Source organism: Dyadobacter sp. HNCC25DJ185, from assembly GCF_056895195.1.
The window spans coordinates 70,273-93,773 of record NZ_JBXHAR010000009.1 but is presented as its reverse complement, the minus strand read 5'-3'; the positions used below and the strand labels follow the sequence as shown (position 1 = coordinate 93,773).

The window sequence follows — 23,501 nt, the reverse complement described above, 5'->3', positions numbered from 1 at the left end:
CAACAACATTACTATCCGGCATTTCTTCTTCGTGATCCATTGGGCCGGCCCATCCGACGAAAGTCCGTTTGGGGGTAGAGATAGAGCAGCTCTCTATCCAAATGGCTGCAAAGGCCATATCAAGGTGCCAGACTTTTTCGGATCGGCCACTCAAGTCTTTTTCTGCGATCTCGATCATAGTGGTGGGCGCTAGGATCAACACGATGTCTTTCTGAAGAGCGTCTGCTCCAACTCCTCGTCGCGTTGCTTGAGAGCCCGTTGCGGTGCTAACCACAAGTATACCATCAATTCATACGTTGTTGTTCGGCTTCGAAAGCTGTGGTGCGTGCCTTTGACGACTTCATTTTGGTGTTGCCCAACGTGACTGTATAAGATACACGTAGCACTCTAGGCTCATTGTAATACGAGGTCTTTTGAATCTGGCCTAGCAGTGGATTGTCGGATACATAAATGGAATTGCGCGTCCAGAAAATGTCGGTGATCGTCAGGTTTAATTTACTGTACTCGTTGATTGCTTTTTGCACACCGGCCGACACTACACCGGCAGCCTTGCGAACGCTTAAGCCAACTGTTACAGGAGAAGCATACACGCCCGATACTTCAACCGTAATTTTTCCCGGCAACGTAAAGGTCTGGTTCAGAGTAAGCCTGGCCGAGAACTGTTTCAGTTCGATAGGTATACCAGCATATACATGGTTGGTCTTTTGGTAGGTGAGCAGGGCGTTACTTTGCGTACGCCACCAGGAAGTGACTTTCCAGGGCCAGCTTGCAGTGAAGGCGTACAGTTGGAGCAGATCTACATTGTCGGAGTAGATGTATGTTTTACCCTCCTCGCTGTTGTAACGGCTTTGATTGCCAGCAATGGCATTCCGGTCCCTGCTATACTTGAGCGTGAGCAGCAGGTCGTTATAGGCATAGGAGGCCTGCACCCCATCACTGATAGTGGGTTTGAGTTGCAGGTTGCCCCAGTAATAGGTAAAGGGGTCCATAAAAATAACAAATGGAGCGACGCTGGTGTAAGCGGGCCGGGTGATGCGCCGGCCATACGAAACTTGTAACGAGCTGTTGGGCGTAGCCTTCCATGTATAAAAAAAGGTCGGGAATAGTTTCCAGAAGTTGAGGTGGAATAATCGCTGATCGCTGGCGGTCATTTCCATATCGGTGCTTTCAATTCTGAGTCCTGCCTGAAACTGGCCTTTCGGTCCCGCTTTGCCACGGGCGTTCACATAGACCGCGTGGGCTTCATCGTGCAGCCGATAGTTCTGGGTAAACCAAGCATCGGCTATCCATGCGTCGCCTACCTTGTTTTCGAGCGACACTTCATTGCTCAGGTGCGAGAAGGTAGACTTGCCCCCCAGCTCCAGTTGCAGCTCGTTCCACTTCTTTTCATAGTCAACTTTGATTACCCCCATGCGTATGGGCGTTTCCTTGCCTGTACGTACCAACTCCTGCACTTCTTGATTTGCGGCCGCATAGTGATAGGTGTTGATAAAATCATTTGGGTTATGATCATGGTAGTAGAGATAGTCCAGATCAAGGTTAAGCCGCCCGCCCTTGGTAAACCGATGATTCAAGTTCACATTGCCCATCAAATGCTTCCAGTGATTCACTTCTCTGTCGTATAAATGGATATTTGCTGAATCCCGTCCGTTGAGCGTCACACGTGACTGATTGAACGATTCCATCCGCCAGTAATCGCTGAAACCAGTTACCAGCACATTGATTGACGTCTTTTTGGTCATGTTCCAATCAACCCCTAGGCTGGCCCGGTGTAACGGCCACCTGGCATACCGGTCGGTAATAGTGTTAGAATACAGATTGGGCGTAAGTAACTGCCGTTCGTAGTTCCATTGCTGCCACCGGTTGTCTTGAACCAGCGAGTAGTTGGCTGTAAGTAATAGGTTTTGGCGTTTATGGTTGATGGCAAACGAACCGGTCGGTTTCCAGAAACCACTTACGTCGGCGTAGCCGATACCAACCATAGCCGTGCCGTTGGTGCCCAGTTCTGTCTTTTGCTTTGTCACGATGTTGATGATGCCCGCATCACCTTCTGCATCGAACCGGGACGACGGATTACTGATAAGCTCTATTTTTTCAACCCCGGCCGCGGTGAGGCCCTCCAGTTGCTGCACCACTATATTTAGCGGTAGTCGTTGCAGCTTGCCGTTGATCATTACCTGCACGCCCTGTTTACCATTCATGCTCAGGCTACCACTTTGCCGGTCTACAGAAATGCCGGGCGAACGCTCCAGCACATCCAGCACCGTATTGCCAGCCGAAACAACATTATTTTTCAGGTTGATCACCAACTTATCGAGTTGCTGTTCAAACAGCGGTTTATCAGCCTTAATGATCACTTCGTTCAAGGCCGTAGCGGTTTCGGTTAACACAATGGTTTCCAGCTTTTTGGTCTGAACGATGTCCTGACGCAACATTGCTCCCGAGTAGCCCACCATGCGTACCGAAAGCAGATACGAACCTGCCGTTAGCCCCTCCATCTGAAAGCTTCCCTCGCTGTTGGTGACGGTTCCTGTTATCATCGTCGAATCGGTCGGTGCTAACAGCAGCACATTAGCGTATGGCAGTGGCCGGTTCCGGTTATCCGTAATCTTACCCGACAGCTTGATCTGGGCATACAGAAGGCCCGGCAAGAAGCATAGAAAAAGTATGCATTTAATTTTCATGATACTTATGCTTACTGCTTTTGAAATACTGTTCTTGAATACACATCTTCCACAATCAGCCATTGGTCTTTTACCTTGAGCAGCACCAGGTTGTCATGGTAAGCATGTGTTGTGTAGGTAAACGTGACCTGTGCGATGGTCGTGGTGGCCGTATAGTCGAGCAGTCGCACTTTAGTGACATAATCATGCGTTTGCCCTGGTTTATTCCGGGCGATGTAGTCAGCATTAGGCGTGGTTGTGATGTCTTTTGTTTTTTCATCAACACTCTTGATATTAGCCATCGGATGAAAAGCACTTTTCATTTTGTCGATGTTTCCGCTGTTACGCCCTTCTATGTAATTGTTTATCGCTAATAGGATTTGTGCTGGTTCGGAGGGTGATTCAGGGCGGCTGCTGATGATTGCTAACATTTGCTCGGCCACCCACGGGGCCGAAGAGGCAAATGAGCCGGTAACCAGTCGGTTGGGAATATCGGCAACTAAGGTCAGCTCCTTATCCGAAGCCGTTTCTTTGGTGCTCACCACCAGGTTGGCCCCGCGCCTGGCTAGTACTTCCTGCATGTCAAAAGCGAGCAGCTTGCCATAGTTGGAAATAGTCATCCAGGCCAGTTCTGCCCAGTGCGGAAAACAGGTTATCCGTTTTCCGGCGACCAAGTAATTGCCGGAGCTGAGTTTGACATCGATAAGTGACGCTACCCCATGCCCGGCGGTACCGATAGTACCTCCGTTTTCATAAATAGTAGCTGTAAGATTAGCTATCCGCTCATCAGGGACAACATCAAAGTATTGCCCATGACCACCCGGATAAAAGACAGCAGCATAGGCGTCGGCCTGCACCTCGCCCGGCTTCAGTGTGGCACTTGTCTTCGCTACGAACAGCTCACTTTGCTGGATGGAACGCAGGACTTCAGGCACCTCACCCGCCCAATAAATAGCCGCCTTGCCGCCTTTGGGGGTAACAATGTCCACCTCAAAACCTTTGTCGATAAAATACTGGAACGGATACGCGATTTCCTTTAGAAAGGTGCCGCTAACGTTGGTACCTACGGTATCTCGGTTAGTCGATACAATAAGTATTTTCTTCGGCTGGGCATGGCTTACCATTGACGTTACTATTATTAGCACGACCAGCAGCGTTGTGTTCAACTTTAAATTTTGGTTCATCGTTTTTTGTTATTTTTGGACAAAAGTCGATGAGTCTCAGGAGTCAGTATACTATTTTAGCTGAGCCGTAAGTTTAACAAGACCAACGACTTGGCAAAGGCGTTTTGCTGGTTGTCGTGCAAACGTGCCGTTCGTCGGAAATCGCCGCCGGTTGCGCGAAAAAATTGATTGATTAAGTTGCCCTTTTATCATCTTTGGTGTATGACGACATTCGTTCCTTCATTACCAACCCAGCAGTCTATCTTATCCCCTGATCTTACTGTCGGCTGGATAGCCCGTCTGCTGGCCCACCGTATTGCCTATCATGTAGTTTTTTGGGCGTTCGTGTTCGGATTCAATGCGGCCTATATTGCGTTTATCGGTGAGGATCGTGACACGGCCTTATACAACCTCGGTCTGCGCCTTCCGTTTATTTTGGCCTGTTGCTATATCAACCTGTATTACCTGATGCCGCGCTTTTACAACACCGGCAATTTCGGGGTGTATGCTTTACTGGTTTTCGGGCTGCTCTTCTCGCTGAACGCCGTCAACCTGTACATATTAGAGTTGTTTGTCGACACGCCTATTTGTCCGACAACTTTCGAGGCCGATGCAACCTTCAATGGAAGTAATTATATCTACAAGGGTTTCTACCTGGTGAGTATTGTGGGATTAACCAGTGGTATCAAACTATCGAAGAATCAGCTAACAGAACAACAAAAGGCGGAAGCCATCCAAAAAGAAAAATTGCAAACCGAATTGTCGCTGCTGAAGTCGCAGATCAATCCACATTTCTTTTTTAATACACTAAACAACCTGTATGCGCTCACCCTGAAGAAGTCGGAGCAGGCCCCTGACATGGTGTTGAAGCTCTCGGATTTGATGAGTTACAGTCTGTACGAGTCTGATGGACTGACGGTGAGCCTTGACAAAGAAATCGGCCATATCCGTAACTATATCGAACTGGAAACAATGAGGCTGGCCACGAAGCTGAAGCTGAATTTTATGGTGAATGGATCCGTGGAGCATCAGGTGATTCCGCCGCTGCTGTTCCTGCCCATTATTGAAAACTGCTTTAAACATGCGGCTACCAACGTGCCCGGCGGGGTAATTACTGTGTCGATCACCATTACACCCGACACGATCCTGCTGGAGACCCGAAACCCCGGCGGTCCAATGGCTACTGCACTGACCCAAAAAGGAGGTTTGGGCTTGTGGAATGTGCATCGCCGATTGCAGTTGCTGTATGGTTCCAACTATCGTTTCGAAACAGGTTTCCAAAGCGAAACATTTTCAGCCACTCTCCAAATCCCGCTGGTATGGCACGTTGTGTAATTGTCGATGATGAGCCATTGGCTATCGGCATCCTGGAAACGTACCTGAGTCAGCTTAAAGAAGCCACTTTGGTAGCTACGTTTACCGATTCGGTGGAGGCATTCTCTTTTTTACAGCGTAACCAGGTCGATGTTGTCTTTCTGGACCTGAATATGCCCATGCTTAATGGTATGGAGTTGGTCAAGAGCCTCACCACCAAACCAGCTTTTATCATCACCACGGCCTATCGCGAATATGCCGTAGAAGGCTTTGAACTGGATGTGGTGGATTACTTGGTAAAGCCCATTGCGTTTTCCCGCTTCCTGAAAGCTATCAACAAGGTGATGCAAAGCCGTGCACCTGTCGACCCCGTATCAATTCCGATGCCCGTAGATACTTGTCATACCCTTTGGTTGAAAGTAGATAAGAAACTGATGCCAGTCACCGTCGACAGTATTCTGTACATTGAAAGTTTGAAGGATTACATCCGTGTGGTGACTCCCTCACAAAAATTAGTCAGTTACCATTCGCTGCAGGCCATTCTGGATAAGCTCACGGCAGCCCAGTTTGTGCGTATACATAAATCGTATATAGTACAAGTGAGAAAAGTTAACTCTATCGAAGGAAACATGGTTCACATCGCAAATGAGGTACTACCTATCGGCAGAAGCTTTCGGAGCGATCTACTTGCAAGGATTGAGGGAAAACGTTAAGCAGTCAGCGTATGCTACGGGGCCGCCGTACGAACGCCACCACTTCTTTGTACTCAGGATCCTGCAATAAGACATTCAGGAGATCCATACCGGTGGCCCCCGTTGCTCCAATGATCAACGCTTTCATATTTTACCAATTTTTGCTCTACAAACTGAATGGACAGGGTATTTCAGAATTTCACATGGACGCAGGCCGGTGGCTCATCGGGTAGAGTCTGCTCAGCGTTTCGCGGCTGATACCGAGATATTCGGCTATGTATTTTTTGGGGACCTTTTTTACGATATTGGGATAGAGGCTTTCAAATTCTTCATAGCGTTGCCTCGGATTATTGGAAAGTAAAGAGATAATCCTGTGCTGCTGCACCGAATAGCCTCTGGTTACCTTCATCCTGAAAAAGTGCTCCATTTTGTGCAGTTGTGAAGCCAGCTTTTCCTTTGCCGAAAGCGTAAGGCAAAGCACTTCCGCGTCCTCCATGCAAACAATATTGATCTTTGATTCTGCATGATCGAAAAAGGCATTGTAATCCGAAAGCCATGAATTTTCCGGTGCAAATTGCAGAATGTGTTCCTTACCTGCGCCGTCGACGTAAAAAGCCCTGAAAATGCCTTTGGTAATCCAGTAATCACAGGTTACGATATCCCCTACCTGGATCAGGTATTGGTGTTTCCTGACTCTTTTTCTGGTCAGGAATGTCTTGACGTATTCAAACTCATCGTCACTTACCGGTACGATTTCTTCGATATGCTTTCGCAATGTGTCCATGATTTCAAGTTTTAATTTTTGCTGAATGCGGAATGAATTGCCACGTATGATACATTGCTGCTATAAATATCTCAGATTCAGTGGCGCCGTCAGCAGAACCTCAACTTCTTCCAGCATCGGGGCAATTTCGTCGATCACGATACGCTGAAAATGTTCTGAATTCTGGTGACTGTTTAGCGATGCTTTGTCGGCATAACCTTCACAAAATATCAGCATATCCGGGTTGGTCTGACTTTGATATAAGTCGTAAAACAGGTTTCCGGTTTCATTTTCAATCTTTTGGGAAACTTCTGTCAACAAATGTAGCACGGAATCTAAATGGCCTTTTTTGACTTGCCATTTGGCGAACAGGATGATTGGGTTCGTATTCATTTTTTTTAAGGGTGAGTGGTTTATGTGATAGATAGTACTCTTAACAATCAAATGCCATACCATATACTAACCATCTCATTATTAATATATTATATGTATCTCTAAGGCGATTCTAATACGATATATCGCCATTTTGTGAGTGCATTTTTATAAATCCAAACAAGAATCTAAAAACCAAGTTGCTTTCCATAATGCTTAATATCAATTAGAATCGATGAATTAGAATATTGCGCCAAATTATCAATGAAAAATCCAGTTTATCTATTTGACCTATTTTAAGAAGATTGTAATTTAGAGAGGGATATCATTCTATTCATTAACTGGCAATTTGAAATACATAATTCATAAACACGCGGAAAAAATTGAGAATGCGAATTGGGTATTAGTTTAATATTCTTTGTTTTCAGTCACCAAAATTTTCTTTTCGAAAACATATTCAACAGTAATTCTTAGGATTATGACTTTCAGGAGAACTTTATTAATTGGTATTTTCTGCACCCTGATAAAATGGGCTGGTGCACAACCGACAACAGAAGGCCTGGGTGTAAAGGCGCATGACTCCTATGATCTTCCATCTCTTTTAAATGATTTAGATAAGGTGAAAGAGGACACGGCGAAAATTGAATTGCTTTTGAAAATTAGCAGTAAGTATCATTTACGAGGTTTGAAGCTTACACTGGACAGCGCATTGATATATAGCCGCAAGGCCGCTCTTCTTAGTAAAACCCTGAATTATACCAAGGGATATAACGAGGCAACTTTCCTGACCTGCAAATCGCTTTTAAACAAGAAGGACTTCGATGCTGCAAAGCAAATACTTCGGGAAGTTTGGGGTGAGCAATACATCCGATTACTTTTGGTCTTAACTGAATTTTATATCAATGATAAGGATGCTTCACCGAAAGTGTTACGCAATGCGGCACCATACCTGGAAAAGGCATCTAGTTTGAGTGCACGTTACCAATCCAGACATTGGATGACAGAGAGCAGCATTGCTGAAGCCAAGTACCATTTTCGATTAGGCGAGATAACCAAGGGCACGAATTGTTTCAAGCGTGTCATCAGGGAATATGAAAAAATAGGTGATAAGGCGGCACAAGCACACTGGTGGCAAGAATTAGGTCGGTACATGCCAGCTATGGATAGTACATACACAATACAAATTACCGCATATTCAAGAGCGGCTGCACTTTTTCGGGCGGTTGGAAATAAGGAAGAGGAAGCTGAGAGTGAGTATCTCGAAGCATTTGTTCATTCTTGTTATAACCGGCCTGACCTTGCAGAGAAATTATACCTGTTGTCGATGAAAAAGCTTCAGGCTGCCAACGTTAAAAAGTTCTATAAGCACTATCAGGTAATTTCCCGATTTTATCAGCAACAAGGCAATTTGGGGGAGGCGTTGCGGTACGCTTTACAGAGTTTGGATAACCTGAATTCTTACAAAGACAGCAGCCAACTGATTAGGCTGTATTTGTATATCGGAAATGTCTATGCCAGTATGGGCGACTTCAACAATAGTGTCAAATACTACCACAAACTCGCGCTTTCTGAAAGACTTTTACATGGACAGCCCACTTATGGCTATTTAAAACTTTTGATAGATGCTCAGATTAAAGTGGGGAAAGCAGCAGAGGGACTCCAATTCCTTAAATATTTTTTAAAAACTGTAAAATCTCCGGATTTAGCATTTCACAAACAATTGGTAGCAGTGATGTTTGGAGATTGTTATGTCGCTCTGAAGGACTTTAAGAAAGCAGAACATTATTACCTTGAAATGATACGTCTGAACAAACAAGTCGAATCCTCAGAACAATTTTATTGGGCAAACCATAAATCGGTTGCCGGTGCTGAAGCTTACCTGACCATTGGAAGGTTTTATACAACTATAGGGAAATTTGATCTTGCTGATCATTATCTCAGAACTGCTTTAGTTTCCAAGGGCCTGACTCCCGAGTTCGAGATGGATTGCAGACGCCTGATCTTCAAGGTAGATTCAACGAATGGCAATTACTTTGCATCCATTGGGAACTATCAGCGATATGTATCGATCAAAGATTCAATAGCGCGAGCTACCAAGGATAAAGATTTTTCTATCTTAAAAGCCAATTTTAAGACCGCTCAGAAGGAAAGCGAAAATAAACTGTTACAAAAAGAAGCCTTATTGCAAAAGAGGCAACTGGAATTCTCAGCCCGCACCGAAAAATTCACATACGCCGGACTTGCCGCTCTATTTTGTCTTCTCGGACTATTGTATAATGGTTACCGACTCAAGCAAAATAAAAATTTGCAACTCGAAGAACAGCAGAAAACCATCAACATCAAAAATGCCTCGCTTATCCGGCTGGTCAATGAAAAAGAATGGCTGCTCAAAGAAGTACACCACCGTGTCAAAAATAATCTGCAGGTTGTCATCAGCCTTTTGAATTCCCAATCCGCTTACCTTAAGGAAGATGTGGCCGTCAATGCGATATTAGAAAGCCGCCACCGGATCCAGGCGATGTCTATGCTGCATCAGAGAATTTACCAATCCCAGAATATGAGCGGTATTGCAATGCCCAGTTATATCCATGAACTCGTGCAGTACCTGGACGACAGCTTTCATTTGGGCAAGCGCATTATTTTCGCTGTGAGCGTCGAGGATATCCAATTGGATCTGGTGCAGGCGGTGCCGGTCGGGCTAATCTTAAATGAAGCCATTACCAATTCGCTTAAATATGCTTTTCCCGATCGGCGGGAAGGAGAAATCAAGGTTAGCCTGAAAAAAATCTGTGAGGGAAGCCTGCTGCTCTCCGTTGCTGATAATGGCATTGGGCTCTGCCAGGATTTTAATATCGAGGAAATCAAATCTTTTGGTTTAAAACTGATCAAGGGCCTTACTGAAGACCTGGAAGGCGATTTCACCATCATAGGTCAGCCTGGTACAACGCTGCTGATTGAATTTGACTACAAATTGGTCATGGGGAAATACCAGGAAGAATCATTAGGAGTCTAACATTAGATCAGAAAATATTCAGCATAACTCATCGGCTTATGACGCTCAAAGCAACACTGCTATCCGGTATTTTTTTCGCCCTGATCCAAGGGGTCGGGGCCCAACCGACGCCTGTCAGGGTTGGGGCCGAGCTGGATCCGGTTTATCATCTTTCTTCCTATCTGGATCAGATCAAAAAAGCAAAGGAGGACACGTCAAAAGTCAATTTACTTTTGAAAGCTGGGGCCATCTATTTCAGAAACGAATCACGAGGTTCCATCGACAGTGCGCTGATATTTGCCCGTCTGGCGATCATTCTCAGTAAATCCCTGAAATATGCGAAGGGATATAACAATGCAACTTACCTGGCTTTTGTATCTCATTTGAAAAAGAAAGACTTCGCCGCCGCGAAACGGATGTTCAATGACGTATATGGCGAAATGAAAGTCTGCCTGCTTGCAACTTTCGGTGAATCTTTGCTTGATAACAAGGATGCCAAACCAGAAGAATTACGCAAAGCATATCCGTACCTCCAAATGGCAAACAGCCTGAGTACACAGCTGAAGTCAAGACAATGGATGAATGGGGTTTCGATTGCCGGAGGTAAGTATCATTTTCGGTTGGGCGAAATAACCCTGGGGACGAAATGTTTTTATCGTGTGATTCGATACCATCAACAAATTGGCGACAAAGCCGGGCTGGCCCATTGGTGGGATGAACTCGGCCGTAATTTACCCGATTCCGACAGTTCTTACGCAATGGAAATCCACAGTTACGCTCAGGCTGCTAAGCTTTACCAGGAGCTCGGGGACTACAAGGCCGCGGGAGATTGCCAGTCGAATACCGCATATATATACGCTCAACATAACCGATTTGACCTGACGGAAAAGTTTTACCTGGCTGCCCTGGAAACCTATAAGTCCGCGGGTATTACAAAGAGGTTGCCTGTGGCATATCGTAGACTATCCCAATTTTACCAGCAGCAGGCTAATCTGGATAAGGCGCTGCAGTATGCCCTACTAGATTTAAGCGCCTCGAAAACCATGGGAGACAGTACCCAGATCGATTTCTCTTATGCGGCCATTGGACATTTGTATTATAACCTGGGCGACCTGCCTGCCAGCATCCGGTATTTCAAATTATCTTTCTCGAAAATGTACATCGATAACGGTCACATTTACACGGTATTAAAATCCTTGACAGATGCTCAAATCAAGGTCGGAAATGCAAAAGAAGCGCTTCAATTTCTTCAATCCTTCCTAAAAAACGAGCACTCCCCGGACTTTGCAAAAAGTAAGCAGTTGGTGGCAGCGATGTTTGGAGATTGCTACACCGCTTTGAAAAATTTCAGAGCGGCAGAACAGTACTATCTTGAAATGATCCGGCTAAATAATGATGTTGAGTATGCGGAAAAGTATGCCCCACAAAAAATTCTGACAATTGCAGGTGCAGAAGCATTTTTAACAATCGGCAGGTTCTACACCGAAAGAGGAAAATTCGCCCAGGCAGATCCATACCTGCAAAAAGCACTGGCTTCGAGAAACCTGACCCCTGCTTTGGAAATAGATAGTCGACGGCTGCTTTTCAAGGTGGATTCAGCAGCCGGTAATTACCTTGCCTCGATCGGCCATTACCAGCGCTATGTATTTCTCAAAGACTCTATCGCAAAGAGTACCAAAGACAAAGAATTTACGATTTTGAAAGCCAATTTCAGGACCGCCCAAAAGGAAAAGGATTTCAAAATCCTGCAAAAAGAGGCAACGCTGCAAAAGCAGAAATTGGAATTATCGGCACGTACAGAAAAATTCACCTACGCCGGACTTGTTGCGCTGCTTTGTCTGTTGGGTCTGTTGTATAACCGTTACCGGCTCAAGCAAAATAAAAACCTGCAACTGGAAGAGCAGCAGAAAACGATCAACATTAAAAATTCCTCCCTCATCCGGTTGGTCAATGAAAAAGAATGGCTGCTCAGAGAGGTACACCACCGCGTTAAAAATAACCTGCAGATTGTCATCAGCCTTTTGAATTCCCAATCCGCTTATCTTAAAGAAGATGTGGCAGTCAATGCCATATTGGAAAGCCGCCACCGGATCCAGGCGATGTCGATGCTGCATCAGAGAATTTATCAATCCCAGAATACAAGCGGTATTTCCATGTCCAGCTATATCCATGAACTGGTACATTACCTGGATGATAGTTTTAATCTGGGTAAGCGCATTATTTTCAAAGTCAGCATTGAGGACATTCAGCTAGACCTGGTGCAGGCGGTGCCGGTCGGTTTGATCTTAAATGAAGCCATTACTAATTCGCTCAAATATGCATTTCCGGGTCAGCGGGAAGGAGAAATTAGGGTCAGTTTAAATAAAATCCAGGAAGGAACCCTCTTGCTTTCCATTACCGATGATGGAATCGGGCTCCCAGAAGATTTTAATGTAGAGGAAATTAAATCTTTTGGTCTGAAACTGATCAAAGGCCTTACAGAAGATCTGGAAGGGGATTTTACCATGAGAGGAACCCCTGGAACAACGCTGCATATCGAATTTGACTATAAACTGGTTATGGGGTCGCACCAGGAAGCGTTGCAGGAAATAGCCATTTAGGCTTGCATTATCCGGAGACAAAACTCCAGCTGATCCCCAGTTTTTTCATTTTTGAAACCAGTGTCGCAGCGGGCAGGTTGAGGATCTCTGCCGCTCCGCCTTTGCCGGAAACCTTTCCATTGCTTTTGGTCAGCGCTGCCAGAATGTATTGTTTTTCATTCTCAGCAAGGGATTTGTTCTTCGAAACATCACCCAGTTTTTGATTTTCAGCTGTTTCGTCTTCCGGAAGGTCGATGGATGAGATTGTACCGAATGGGGTCATAATAACATGCCGCTCAATGACATTTTCAAGCTCCCTGATATTTCCCGGCCAGGAGTAGGCCAGCAGCTTTTCAAGGGCCTGCGGGCTCACCCTCTTGGGCTGGTTATAAGATAGTTTAGCATGTTTTTTCAGGAAATAGTCTACCAGACCGGGAATATCTTCCTTTCGCTCGCGCAGAGGCGCAAGCGTGATCGTAAACACATTGATCCGGTAGTACAGATCGATCCGGAACTTTCCTGCTGCGACTTCCTTGTACAGATTGCGGTTTGTCGCCGTAATGAACCGGATATCGAGCTTGATCGTGGTTCTGCCGCCAATCCGTTCCAATTCTTTTTCCTGGATTACCCGGAGCAACTTGGTTTGAGTTTCCAAAGGCATTTCACCGATTTCATCCAAAAAAATCGTCCCGCCCTGGGCCTGCTCAAATTTCCCGATCCGTCTGTCGGAAGCACCGGAAAACGCGCCCTTTTCATGCCCGAATAACTCCGATTCAATCAGGCTGGGCGGGATCGCCCCGCAATTGACCTTGATGAGCGGCTTGTTTTTTCTTTTTGAAAGTTGGTGAATCGCCTTCGCGATGCCCTCTTTACCAACCCCGGTCTCTCCCAAAATCAGCACAGACGTATCCAATGGCGCTACCTGGCTGACCAGTTCCAGGGCCTGCATTAATTTGGGACTACGCCCGACGATCTGATTAAATTCAGCCCTTGCCTCGTGTTGCCCAGGAGAAACATTGCTTTTTCTCTGCCATTGATCCTGGTGAAGGGCATGCTCGGTTGCATACTCATGCCGATAAATGGCGATATCCAGCGCCACCAGGATGTCCAGTTTTCGGAACGGCTTGATCAGGAAGCCGTCGGGCCTTGTTGCTTTGGCGGCGTCAAAGGTTGAAGGTTCAGAATTGGCGGAAATAAAAATGAAAGGGATGTTTTCGGCCGTGAGACTAGGGGCGAGGTCAATACCCGTCTGAGGTCCTTTCAGGAATATATCCAGCAAAACGATATCAGGCTTGTTTGTTTTCAGAAACTCAATGGCCGCGGTCACGGATTTTGCGACGCCGCAAACAACATGACCGGCACTTTCCAAAATCAGCTGCAGGTCATTTGCTTCAATGAATTGGTCTTCTACTATCAATACTTTCAGGCCCATGTTACCTATTCTTGTGAACATTCTAGGTACAATAAAAATACGCAATTGGCGAGGTTTTCTTTTTATCTGACAGAAGATATATTTACCTTATTTGTAGCAAAACTCCAGCGTGAATCATCCTGACAACGACAGCGGCGCCATGCTCGTCAGCTTTTGTACAGATATTGCGAAAATCACCACCCGGGCTGAGTTAGCTGCGGTGGTCGGCGAGGGACTGAGAAAGCTCGGCATAGGCAAGTACCTGCTTTCCGAGGTGAATGACGACCATGTCGCAAGTGTAACAGACGATTTATCAGGCATTCCGCTTCGGGCTGGAACCAGGAATATCGGTGTTTTGTGGACTGAACCCCATACCGTTGACGCTGAACTCCTGCAAGCCATCACATCACAGATTAGCATCGCATTCGCCTGTATCATTGCAAACGAAGAGACTGAAAAGCAGGCCGCGCAAATCGAAAACCTGAAAAAAGAACTGCTCGAAAGTCGCTCCTCGCCGGATAAAGCGTCAGAAGCCACCAGCAATGATTCGAAGATCATTGGTACAAGTGAGTCAATGCAAAAGGTGCTTAAATTGGTTTCCCAGGTGTCAAAAACACAAAGTACTGTTCTGCTTCTCGGAGAAACCGGCACGGGAAAGGAAGTGATAGCCAAAGCAATTCATCAAAACTCATGGAGGAAAGATGAGGTAATGGTAACCGTAAACTGCGCCGCGCTTCCTGCAAATTTAATTGAAAGTGAGTTGTTTGGACATGAAAAAGGGAGCTTTACCGGCGCAGCTGAGCGCAGGATCGGCAAATGGGAGCTTGCCCATAACGGCACTTTGTTCCTCGATGAAATAGGGGATATGCCCCTGGATCTGCAGGTGAAATTGCTCCGGGCCCTGCAGGAAAAGGAGATCGAAAGGGTCGGAGGCAGGACTCCTATCAAAACGGATGTGCGCGTCATTGCAGCCACCAATAAAGATCTCCAGAAGGAAGTAAATCAGGGCCATTTCCGGAGTGACCTCTTTTTCAGGCTAAATATTTTTCCCATTAACATTCCTCCGTTGCGTGAAAGAAGACAGGATATTCCCGCTCTGGCGCTCCATTTTATGGAGAAATATGCAAAGAGAAGCGGAAGAAAAATTTCCGGCATTTCCAGCAAAGTCCTTAAAAAACTTTCAGCGTATCGTTGGCCTGGCAATGTCCGGGAGCTCGAAAACCTGATGGAAAGAAGCGTGTTGTTATCATCAAAACCCATCATCAACCAGCTGCATCTGCCTGTGGGTGAGGAAAATATAGCATCGCTTTTGGAAAACACCCGGGTGAAAACAATAGACGAAGTGGACAGAGAGCATATCATGCGCGTGCTCAAATCCTGTAAAGGAAAAGTAGCCGGCCCGGGCGGTGCGGCAGAAGCATTAAAGATGCCTCCCACCACATTACACTCGATGATCAAAAGGCTTGGAATAAGAAAACAGTATCCCAAATAATGCAGGCCTCGTCCGATTGCAGACAGAAAAGGCTAACAGCGCTAATCGCCACTTAGGGACAGGTAAGTGATCAGATAGTACAACGACCAGCCTGCAAAACCAATAAGCAGTATCCAGAACAAAGCGGGAATGCTTTGCGGCGACTCGCTGCCCGTGATCAGAAATTTCTTTTGGTCCCCTTTTCCGTAAGCATTGATCATCATCGGGACAACCCCGTCGACAACCGCATTTTCTCGCATTCCTTCTATGGCAATGGCCGGCCCGTTTCTTACTTCAAAAGGAATGAGCCTGATCCCTTCCTTACCAGTCGGATCTTTGCTGACTATTTTCATAATATGCTTACCGTCAGCGATTTTTCGCGTATCTAATTCAAAATTCACAGGAGAGGCGAACACTCCGATGGGCTTTTCGTCATCATCTATAAAAATGATCACAGTGCTTTTATCTTCCATTTCAAGGGTTGGTCAAAATGAATCTTTTGATATGGTCGTTCCCGGACTCGCCCGGTTTGATCAGCCATTTTACCGAAAAGAAAAGTGTGAAAATAACAATGGCGATCGCGGTCATGATGATCACATAATCCCAATAGCTTTCCGGACCAGTGCCGTGTGTGATCCCTTTTAAAACCTTGGGCTGCCGCTGGTCGCAGACCGGGCAGGCCAGGGAAACCAGCCTGATCAAAATCAGCAAAAGGGTGAGGACGGGTTTTTTCATTGTAAAATCATTTATTGTTTATTGAACCGGCATTTGTTTGATCGCATCCATGAGCTTGCCGATTTCCTGCCCGCTGACTTTCCTGGCATTGTTGCCCCAGGAAGTCCGTTCGTGGTTCATAATGGCCGCGATTTCGTCGGGCGTCAGTCCTGCATTTTTTCCAATCGCAGGCATCACACCGTATTCCTGACGGGCATCGTATCCGTTGACGATGATGTTCAGCATGATTTCGGGATTGTCGTTCAGTACAATTTCACTGCCTTTCAACGCTGGAAATGCACCCTTAAGTCCTTCTCCCGTTGGTTGGTGACAGGCCTGGCAATGCGTTGCGTATAAGGCAGAACCGTCCGGGCCGACATTTACATGCGTTTCTTCTGCCCCTGCCTTTACTTCTTTTTTGTATAAAAATGGAGGAACTGCTCCACCAGGCAATTCGGTTTGTTTCAAAGATTGGAGGTAAGCCACAAGCTGTAACGCTTCTTTTTTTGCGACCCAGGTACCTTCCGGTTTTGTGTATTTCTCCGGCAAGGTCACAATCACGTCTTCCGGGGAAGGTTCTTTTTTTACTTCAAAAAGCCAGGGATAAGCCGGCATAATGGATTCCTTCATCACAATGCGCGGATTGAGTAAATGTACCAGATTCCATTCCTTGCTCGGCTGACGGGTGCCAATAGACGTAAGGTCCGGCCCGGTGCGTTCCGTCCCCATCAAGGTAGCCGTGTTGCGCCAAAAATCCGTCCTTTCGTTGGCAGCATAATCCGCCGCCACGCTCGGCCGCTTCCCCCACATTTGATCCATATCCACATTCCTGACCTGCTGGGTATGGCAGGCCACACAACCATTGGCCACAAAAATCGCTTTCCCTTTCACGGCATCATCGCTCAACGGCTCGAATCCCGGAAGCGGCGCATTGTTTTTCTCGTTATTGATGGCCGGTACCAGCGCTACAAATACCGTCAAAACCAAAAACAGCAAAAAGGCTGCACCAAATAATTTAGTATGGTTATCAAAAAAATCCATGTTACGGAGTGTAAAAGTAGGGGGTTTGTCAAGCGTGATTTTCCTGGGGCAGGGCTTCCAGTATGGTTTCGTGCATGTCGCTCTGGACGATCATGCGGTACATATTGTAAGCAAAAAACAAATGAGAGAGCCACATCAGGCTGCCGCCGATGGCGCGCCATAGCCAGAACGGCGCCATGAAAACGACACTGTCGATAAAAGGTTTTCCCTCCATCCACATCAGTCCGCGCAACGTGCTCCCGTACATGAGCGGAATGGTGTAAAACATCAGCCCGATCAGCGACAGCCAGAAATGCGCCCCGACTGTTATTTGCGGAGGTTCAAGGCCCGTCAGCCGGGGTACCACAGCGTAAATACCGGCCCAGAGAAAAAAGCAGATGATCCCGTACATCGTCAGGTGCGAATGTGCCACGGTGAAATCGGTAAAATGCCAGAGCAGGTTGGTGGACCGGAATGCTTCCGCCGTACCCTGCAATGAACCTGTGAAATAGAATACAATGCCGGTCAGGAAAAATGGCAGCGTGTAGCTGTCCGGCACTTTGAACCAGGCGCCTTTGAAAGTCATCACGAAGTTGGTCGTGCCGGCCACCACCGGAATAATCATGCCCGCACTGCCGACAATGGCGACGGTTTGCAGCCACCACGCAATGGAACTGAAAACGAAATGGTGCGTGCCAATGGTCGTGTAAAACAGGACCTGCGCCCAGAAAGCCAATATGCCCAAACTGTATGAATATATGGGTTTATTGAGCTGCTGCGGCAGAAAATAGTAAACAATGCCCAATGTGAAAAGCATAAACCACATGCCCACGCCTTGATGCATATAGTAACCCTGAATGATGGTTTCGCCCAGGCCATTTTGCCAAAATGGTAAGTAAGCGACAACTGTGATCGTGATCGCGAAAATGATGGAGGCCACAATGTACCAGTTCGAAATATAGATTTCTTTGGTAGTCCGGCGGGCGATGGTTTTGAGAAAATTGTATAGCGTGAGCACCAGGCCCATGGCAAAAGGCAGCATCACCGGCCAGATATATTCTCGATACTCCCCGCCGCCATTGTTGATACCCGCCATCAAACACAGCGTGCCGGAAAACACCGTGAGATTGATCAAAACCAGCGCATACCAGCCAAGATCAGTACTGAAAAGCGGCGCATTACTGACCCTCGGCACCACATAATGCCCCAGTCCCAGCATTGCCAGGGAAGCCCAGCCCCAGAAAACCGCATTGGTATGTACAGGCCGAAGCCTTCCAAAACTCAGCCAGCTCACCTGGTCCGCATCGGGCGCTACAAATTTGATCCCGACATATTCCCCGACCGTGGTGCCGAAAACAAGCCAGCATGCGGCGCAGCCGATATACCAGAGAATCAGCCGGGATAATTCCGGGTCTATTTTGGGGCGTACTTGCGCGCTCTTTTTACGGGCAACAAAGGGTAAAGCGGCATGATGCGCTACATGGGTGATGAGACCTCTTGCATCTTCCGGCAACAGCAAACCTGACAGCTCCGAATGCGTGAGCCGGTAGTCCTGCTGATTTGACGAGGTATCTTTGGCAGCGGCTACCACCAGGGCCTTGTTGCTTTTTAGTGCTTTCAGAATCTTATACACCAGCAACAGCATTCCGCAGATGATGGGAATTTCGATCAGGACAATGGTGATGATAATTCCGGTATGGCTCAATAGTGATCCCATGATTCTCAAAAATCTTGTGTCTAAAACTTGCTATTTCCAGCCACCGCCGAGCGCTACATATAAATCCGTAACGGCGTGAAACCGGTCTCTTTTGATATTAGTCAGCGTAAGCTCGCTTTGGAGTACATTGCCCTGGGCGGTGATGACTTCCAGATAATTGGCCATGCCGTTTTGAAAAAGCATCCGGGCATTTTGGGTGGCCTGCCGAAGGTTTTGTGAGCGTAGCCGGGCGGTGTTTTCCTGCTCTTTTAATTTCTCGATCCTGACCAATGCGTCGGAGGTCTCTCCAATGGCATTCAAAACCGATTTTCTGAATTCGGCTACGGCCCGCTGCTGCTCCACCTGCGCCACTTCATATTGGGTACGTAGCCTTTTTTGCTGGAAAACCGGCTGGATCACGCTGCCCGCAACCGCGCCAAACAATGACGCCGGTATGTTGAACCAGTTGCTGGCCAAGAAGGAATTGACACCGCCACTTGCCGTAATTCTTAGCGCTGGGTACATATTTGCCTTGGTCATGCCGATGTTGGCGCTGGCGGTAACCAATGCCAGCTCACGGCTTTTTACATCGGGCCGCCGGCTGACGATACCAGACGGAATTCCGGCTGATAATTGCTCAGGAAGCGCCATTTGATCAAATGTCCGATACCGTTCGATACGCCCGGGAAGTTCTCCTGTGAGTATTTTCAAAGCATTTTCCTGCATGTGGATACCCTGCTCAAACTGCGGGACCAGTTGTATGGCAAGCTGCTGCTGTGCCTGCGCCTGCTGAACTGCCAGTGAACTCACCTGGCCTGCATTGAATTGCAACGTGATCATTTCCAGTGTGCTGTCGTTTAGCGCGACGTTTTTTCGGGCAATTGCCAGTTGGGCATCCAGCATCAGCAGGTTATAAAATCCTTTGGTTACCGAGGCTACAATGTATGTCTGTACCGCATTCCGGGCCTCTTTGCTTTGCAGATAACCCGCCAGCGCAGCCTTCTGCTGGTTTCTGATCTTGCCCCAGATATCCGCCTCCCACGACAAGTTCACTGCCGCACTGTAATCCTCAATGTGGCTCGTCCCCAGAAATTTATCAAGGCTTAAACCATTCAAACTATTGTCCGACGGCCGGCTGCTATTGGAGCTGATTTGCAATGTAGCCTGTGGGAGATAATTGAACCGGACCTGTGCAGAAATCAACTGCGCGGCCTCTATGTTTTTTAGCGCAATCTGCATGTCGTAATTCTTTTCAATGGCGCTGGCGATCAGTTTCTGAAGGGTTGTATCGGTGAAAAGCGCGTCCCAGGGAAGTTCTGCGATGCTGGTTGTATCGTGATCGGGCTGGTCGCGAAAATGATCCGGCAGGGCTGTGGTGGTTTTGGGGGTATCCCTGGAAATTTTGCAGCTGCTTGCGACCAGCACAATCAGAAACAGTAGGGTTGTAATGCTTCTTTTCATCTGATTGGTTTTACAGCGCTTAATTCAAATTGATCTGCAGACGCATCGATAACACTTACAGGCTTTCCTGAAATTTTCTCCTGCAAAGCCTGGAAAACGACAAACAGTACCGGGATGATCAGAAGCCCCAGCATCACACCGGATAGCATCCCGCCTGCGGCTCCAATGCTGATCGAATGGTTACCCTGGGCGGAGGGGCCGCTTGCCGACATCATCGGAATCAGTCCAGCCACAAATGCAATAGAGGTCATCACAATCGGCCTGATGCGGAGCCGTGCTGCTTCCATGGCGGAAGTTTTCAAAGACAACCCGGCAGCCCTGCGCTGGACGGCAAATTCTACGATCAGGATGGCGTTTTTGGCCAATAAACCAATCAGCATGATCAGTGCCACCTGCACATAAATGTTGTTTTCAATGCCGGCCAGCCCAATGGATAAAAATACGCCGAGGATGCCCGTTGGAATAGAAAGAATGACGGCCAGAGGAAGAATATAACTTTCGTATTGAGCGGAAAGCAGGAAATATATAAACAGCAGGCTTAAACCAAAGATCACGGCAGACTGCCCTCCGGACGCGATTTCCTCCCGGGTTTGTCCTGAAAATTCGAAGGAATAACCGGCAGGCAACTGCTCAGACGCTACCTTCTGAATGGCTTTAATGGCGTCGCCCGAACTTTGCCCAGGCTTGGGAATGGCTGTTACGCTGATGGAATTGAACAGGTTATACCGCGAAGCGGTTTCGGAGCCGTAAACCCTTTTAAACCTGACCAATGTATTGAGCGGGACCATATTTCCCAGCTTGTTTTTGACCAATATCCCGTCCATGGAAGAGAGCTCGGCGCGGTCTTTTTTGTCTGCCTGTACCATTACGCGGTAATATTTGCCAAAGCGGTTGAAATCCGAAGCCTGTGCACTACCGAAATAACCCTGCATGGTGGCCAGGATGTCTTTGGTACCCACACTCAATTGTTCCGCTTTCATATTGTCAATTTCCATTTCAAACTGCGGGTAGTCGGCACGGAAAGTGGTAAATGCCACGCCGATTTCGGGTTGTTTCATCAACTCGCCGATGAATTGCCTGCTGATGCCGCTGAATTTGTCGAGCCTGCCGCCCGTCTTGTCCTGCAGGACGAGGTCAAGACCATCCACGTTGCTGAAACCGGGTACCGTTGGAAAGGTGAACACAAAGAAATCGGCCCCTTTGATGGTAGCTAATTTTTGGCGGACCGTATCGACAACGGCGTTGATATCTTTGACATTTCCCCGCTGGTCGGTTGGTTTCAAAAGTACAAAAGAGATACCTGCGGATGGACTGATGGATAATGTCAGGAAATTAAATCCGCCTACGACCAGTACCTCCTTCGTCGCCTCGACAGACGCTAATAATTTCTCAGCTTCGGCCATTACTTTATCGGTCCTGTCCAATGAAGCACCGGCTGGCATGGAGAGCGATATAGCAATAAACCCCTGATCTTCTGCGGGAATAAAGCCCGAGGGTGTCCGGTTTACCATCCACACCGTCGCCGCCACCACCAGCAAAAGTCCGCTCATACTTGCCCATTTGTACCGGATCAGGTAATCCAGACTCGCGGTATACCTGGAAGTAAGTTTGTCGAAACCGCAGTTAAATCCCGCAAAAAACTTTTCCTTGAATGTTACCTTCCTGACTGTTTCATTGGTTTGCGGATGACTGGATTTCAGAAAGAGAGCAGCCAGGGCGGGACTGAGCGTTAAAGCATTCACCGCGGAAATAACGATCGCGATCGCCAGCGTAAATGCAAACTGCCGGTAAAAAACGCCCGTAGAGCCTTCCAGAAACCCGACCGGCAAAAATACGGCTGCCATCACCAATGTGATGGAGATAATCGCGCCGGTAATCTCGCTCATGGCCGAGACGGTTGCCGCTTTGGGTGACAGGTGTTCATATTGCATTTTGGCATGCACGGCTTCGACGACCACAATCGCGTCATCCACGACAATCCCAATGGCGAGGATCAATGCAAACAAGGTGAGCAGATTGATGGTAAACCCAAAAAAGGACATAAAAAAGAACGTTCCCAGAATGGCGACGGGCACTGCAATGGCAGGTATGAGTGTGGACCGGAAATCCTGAAGGAAGAGGAAAACAACAATGAAGACGAGTACAAAAGCTTCCAGCAAAGTATGCTCCACTTGCGCAATGGATTGGTCCAAAGAATCTTTGGTGTTATAAATGACCATGTACCTGACATCTTTGGGGAAATCCTTGGAAGACTTTTCCAAAAAGGCCTTGACCGCAATCTGGATCTCACTGGAATTCGAGCCCGGCAGCTGAAATATGCCGATGGGGAGTGCTGTACGGCCTTTGACGCGTGATTTGCTGCCATAGGAGTATGAACCGAATTCTATTCTGGCGACATCTTTCAGTCGGAGCATGGAGCCGTCGGCATGGGCACGAATTGCAATGTTTTCGTATTCTTCCGGCTTATTCAGCTTGCCTTTGTATTTGATCACGTACTCGAAAGATTCCTCGCTGCTTTCGCCGAACTTGCCTGGGGCCGATTCCAGACTTTTGTCCTGAATGGCCGCATTGACATCGCCTGGCGTCAGATAATAGGTGGCCATTTGAGTCGGATCCAGCCATACCCGCATGGAATAATCCTGATTGGAACCAAGTATGAATGTTTGCCCCACGCCCGGTATCCGTTTAATGGCGGGTATCAGGTTGATCTGCGCATAGTTGGCCAGAAAGGTCTGATCATAGGATTTACTGTTTTCGGAATACAGCGTGAGCACCATGATCAGGCTGTTTTGTTGTTTGGCCGTGTTAATGCCTTGCTGAATCACTTCTGCCGGTAATTTGCTGGTCGCCTGCGCTACCCGGTTTTGCACATTCACGGCCGCCTGATCAGGGTCCGTTCCCAGCTTGAAATAAACCGTGATGGCGAGCGAGCCGTCATTGCTGGCCGTCGAGCTCATGTAAGTCATTCCTTCGACACCATTGATGGATTCTTCAATCGCCGGGGCAACTGATCTGAGGACCGTTTCTGCATTGGCGCCTGGGTAAACCGCGTTAACCCGAACTGCGGGCGGTGCGATATCCGGGAATTGCTGAAGGGGCAGGCTTTTGAGTCCGAGTAACCCAAGAATAACCAGGATCACCGAAATGACGGTAGCAAGTACAGGCCGGTCTATCAGTTTTGCGATCATGA

17 protein-coding genes are annotated in these 23,501 nt (G+C 47.4%); 5 read left to right on the top strand and 12 right to left on the bottom strand.

The window, feature by feature from the left end; genetic code table 11:
• Positions 1-284: 284 nt before the first annotated feature.
• Positions 285-2,684, bottom strand: coding sequence for a TonB-dependent receptor (locus tag AC1XUF_RS24405; RefSeq protein WP_483344474.1), 2,400 nt, complete (start codon positions 2,682-2,684; stop codon positions 285-287).
• A gap of 11 nt (positions 2,685-2,695) precedes the next feature.
• Positions 2,696-3,787 (bottom strand): nuclear transport factor 2 family protein, encoded by a 1,092-nt coding sequence (locus AC1XUF_RS24400; protein ID WP_483344473.1) that lies wholly within the window; start codon positions 3,785-3,787, stop codon positions 2,696-2,698.
• A gap of 261 nt (positions 3,788-4,048) precedes the next feature.
• Here AC1XUF_RS24400 and AC1XUF_RS24395 point away from each other — a divergent pair, with 261 nt between their 5' ends.
• Together AC1XUF_RS24395 and AC1XUF_RS24390 are read left to right on the top strand one after the other, a co-directional pair.
• A complete protein-coding gene (locus tag AC1XUF_RS24395; RefSeq protein WP_483344472.1) occupies positions 4,049-5,161 on the top strand; it encodes a sensor histidine kinase in 1,113 nt (370 codons plus the stop codon).
• Positions 5,146-5,853: a LytR/AlgR family response regulator transcription factor gene (locus AC1XUF_RS24390; RefSeq protein ID WP_483344471.1), complete on the top strand. Its 708-nt coding sequence runs from the start codon at positions 5,146-5,148 to the stop codon at positions 5,851-5,853. The genes AC1XUF_RS24395 and AC1XUF_RS24390 overlap by 16 nt, the downstream gene beginning before the upstream one ends.
• A 4-nt stretch (positions 5,854-5,857) precedes the next feature.
• Here AC1XUF_RS24390 and AC1XUF_RS24385 read toward each other — a convergent pair whose 3' ends face one another.
• From AC1XUF_RS24385 to AC1XUF_RS24375, 3 genes are read right to left on the bottom strand one after another with little or no spacing between them, the layout of a single operon-like run.
• Positions 5,858-5,980 (bottom strand): hypothetical protein, encoded by a 123-nt coding sequence (locus tag AC1XUF_RS24385; protein ID WP_483344470.1) that lies wholly within the window; start codon positions 5,978-5,980, stop codon positions 5,858-5,860.
• Positions 5,981-6,031: 51 nt separating this feature from the next.
• Complete coding sequence (locus tag AC1XUF_RS24380; RefSeq protein WP_483344469.1) at positions 6,032-6,616, bottom strand: Crp/Fnr family transcriptional regulator; 585 nt, start codon at positions 6,614-6,616, stop codon at positions 6,032-6,034.
• A 60-nt stretch (positions 6,617-6,676) separates the two neighbouring features.
• Positions 6,677-6,988: a putative quinol monooxygenase gene (locus AC1XUF_RS24375; protein WP_483344468.1), complete on the bottom strand. Its 312-nt coding sequence runs from the start codon at positions 6,986-6,988 to the stop codon at positions 6,677-6,679.
• A gap of 457 nt (positions 6,989-7,445) precedes the next feature.
• On the opposite strand from AC1XUF_RS24375, the gene AC1XUF_RS24370 reads away from it, so the two are divergent.
• Together AC1XUF_RS24370 and AC1XUF_RS24365 are read left to right on the top strand one after the other, a co-directional pair.
• The gene (locus tag AC1XUF_RS24370; protein WP_483344467.1) at positions 7,446-9,980 is read left to right on the top strand and encodes a tetratricopeptide repeat-containing sensor histidine kinase; all 2,535 of its coding nucleotides are present in this window, start codon (positions 7,446-7,448) and stop codon (positions 9,978-9,980) included.
• A gap of 38 nt (positions 9,981-10,018) precedes the next feature.
• A complete protein-coding gene (locus AC1XUF_RS24365) occupies positions 10,019-12,559 on the top strand; it encodes a tetratricopeptide repeat-containing sensor histidine kinase (RefSeq protein WP_483344466.1) in 2,541 nt (846 codons plus the stop codon).
• Between the two features lie 7 nt (positions 12,560-12,566).
• Here the strand turns inward: AC1XUF_RS24365 and AC1XUF_RS24360 are convergent, their stop codons facing one another.
• Positions 12,567-13,991, bottom strand: a complete 1,425-nt coding sequence (locus tag AC1XUF_RS24360; protein WP_483344465.1) for a sigma-54-dependent transcriptional regulator — start codon at positions 13,989-13,991, stop codon at positions 12,567-12,569.
• An 88-nt stretch (positions 13,992-14,079) separates the two neighbouring features.
• Here AC1XUF_RS24360 and AC1XUF_RS24355 point away from each other — a divergent pair, with 88 nt between their 5' ends.
• Positions 14,080-15,441: a sigma-54 interaction domain-containing protein gene (locus AC1XUF_RS24355; protein WP_483344464.1), complete on the top strand. Its 1,362-nt coding sequence runs from the start codon at positions 14,080-14,082 to the stop codon at positions 15,439-15,441.
• Positions 15,442-15,482: 41 nt separating this feature from the next.
• Here AC1XUF_RS24355 and AC1XUF_RS24350 read toward each other — a convergent pair whose 3' ends face one another.
• From AC1XUF_RS24350 to AC1XUF_RS24325, 6 genes are read right to left on the bottom strand one after another with little or no spacing between them, the layout of a single operon-like run.
• A complete protein-coding gene (locus tag AC1XUF_RS24350) occupies positions 15,483-15,893 on the bottom strand; it encodes a cytochrome C (protein WP_483344463.1) in 411 nt (136 codons plus the stop codon).
• A 1-nt stretch (position 15,894) separates the two neighbouring features.
• Positions 15,895-16,155 (bottom strand): hypothetical protein, encoded by a 261-nt coding sequence (locus tag AC1XUF_RS24345; protein WP_483344462.1) that lies wholly within the window; start codon positions 16,153-16,155, stop codon positions 15,895-15,897.
• An 18-nt stretch (positions 16,156-16,173) separates the two neighbouring features.
• Positions 16,174-17,175, bottom strand: coding sequence for a cbb3-type cytochrome c oxidase subunit II (locus tag AC1XUF_RS24340; protein WP_483344461.1), 1,002 nt, complete (start codon positions 17,173-17,175; stop codon positions 16,174-16,176).
• A 28-nt stretch (positions 17,176-17,203) separates the two neighbouring features.
• Positions 17,204-18,871 carry a cbb3-type cytochrome c oxidase subunit I gene (locus AC1XUF_RS24335; protein WP_483344460.1) on the bottom strand — a complete coding sequence of 556 codons (1,668 nt, stop codon included), beginning with the start codon at positions 18,869-18,871 and terminating at the stop codon, positions 17,204-17,206.
• 30 nt (positions 18,872-18,901) lie between these two features.
• Complete coding sequence (locus tag AC1XUF_RS24330) at positions 18,902-20,311, bottom strand: TolC family protein (RefSeq protein WP_483344459.1); 1,410 nt, start codon at positions 20,309-20,311, stop codon at positions 18,902-18,904.
• A complete protein-coding gene (locus tag AC1XUF_RS24325) occupies positions 20,308-23,499 on the bottom strand; it encodes an efflux RND transporter permease subunit (RefSeq protein ID WP_483344458.1) in 3,192 nt (1,063 codons plus the stop codon). Before AC1XUF_RS24325 ends, AC1XUF_RS24330 begins: the two co-directional genes overlap by 4 nt.
• Positions 23,500-23,501 lie beyond the last annotated feature (2 nt).

Excerpts from the sequence above, each read along its gene's own strand:
- AC1XUF_RS24405 (WP_483344474.1), bottom strand. The coding sequence starts at position 2,684 with ATGAAAATTAAATGCATACTTTTTCTATGCTTCTTGCCGGGCCTTCTG.
- AC1XUF_RS24400 (WP_483344473.1), bottom strand. The coding sequence starts at position 3,787 with ATGGTAAGCCATGCCCAGCCGAAGAAAATACTTATTGTATCGACTAAC.
- AC1XUF_RS24395 (WP_483344472.1), top strand. The coding sequence starts at position 4,049 with ATGACGACATTCGTTCCTTCATTACCAACCCAGCAGTCTATCTTATCC.
- AC1XUF_RS24390 (WP_483344471.1), top strand. The coding sequence starts at position 5,146 with ATGGCACGTTGTGTAATTGTCGATGATGAGCCATTGGCTATCGGCATC.
- AC1XUF_RS24385 (WP_483344470.1), bottom strand. The coding sequence starts at position 5,980 with ATGAAAGCGTTGATCATTGGAGCAACGGGGGCCACCGGTATGGATCTC.
- AC1XUF_RS24380 (WP_483344469.1), bottom strand. The coding sequence starts at position 6,616 with ATGGACACATTGCGAAAGCATATCGAAGAAATCGTACCGGTAAGTGAC.
- AC1XUF_RS24375 (WP_483344468.1), bottom strand. The coding sequence starts at position 6,988 with ATGAATACGAACCCAATCATCCTGTTCGCCAAATGGCAAGTCAAAAAA.
- AC1XUF_RS24370 (WP_483344467.1), top strand. The coding sequence starts at position 7,446 with ATGACTTTCAGGAGAACTTTATTAATTGGTATTTTCTGCACCCTGATA.
- AC1XUF_RS24365 (WP_483344466.1), top strand. The coding sequence starts at position 10,019 with ATGACGCTCAAAGCAACACTGCTATCCGGTATTTTTTTCGCCCTGATC.
- AC1XUF_RS24360 (WP_483344465.1), bottom strand. The coding sequence starts at position 13,991 with ATGTTCACAAGAATAGGTAACATGGGCCTGAAAGTATTGATAGTAGAA.
- AC1XUF_RS24350 (WP_483344463.1), bottom strand. The coding sequence starts at position 15,893 with ATGGAAGATAAAAGCACTGTGATCATTTTTATAGATGATGACGAAAAG.
- AC1XUF_RS24345 (WP_483344462.1), bottom strand. The coding sequence starts at position 16,155 with ATGAAAAAACCCGTCCTCACCCTTTTGCTGATTTTGATCAGGCTGGTT.
- AC1XUF_RS24340 (WP_483344461.1), bottom strand. The coding sequence starts at position 17,175 with ATGGATTTTTTTGATAACCATACTAAATTATTTGGTGCAGCCTTTTTG.
- AC1XUF_RS24335 (WP_483344460.1), bottom strand. The coding sequence starts at position 18,871 with ATGGGATCACTATTGAGCCATACCGGAATTATCATCACCATTGTCCTG.
- AC1XUF_RS24330 (WP_483344459.1), bottom strand. The coding sequence starts at position 20,311 with ATGAAAAGAAGCATTACAACCCTACTGTTTCTGATTGTGCTGGTCGCA.
- AC1XUF_RS24325 (WP_483344458.1), bottom strand. The coding sequence starts at position 23,499 with ATGATCGCAAAACTGATAGACCGGCCTGTACTTGCTACCGTCATTTCG.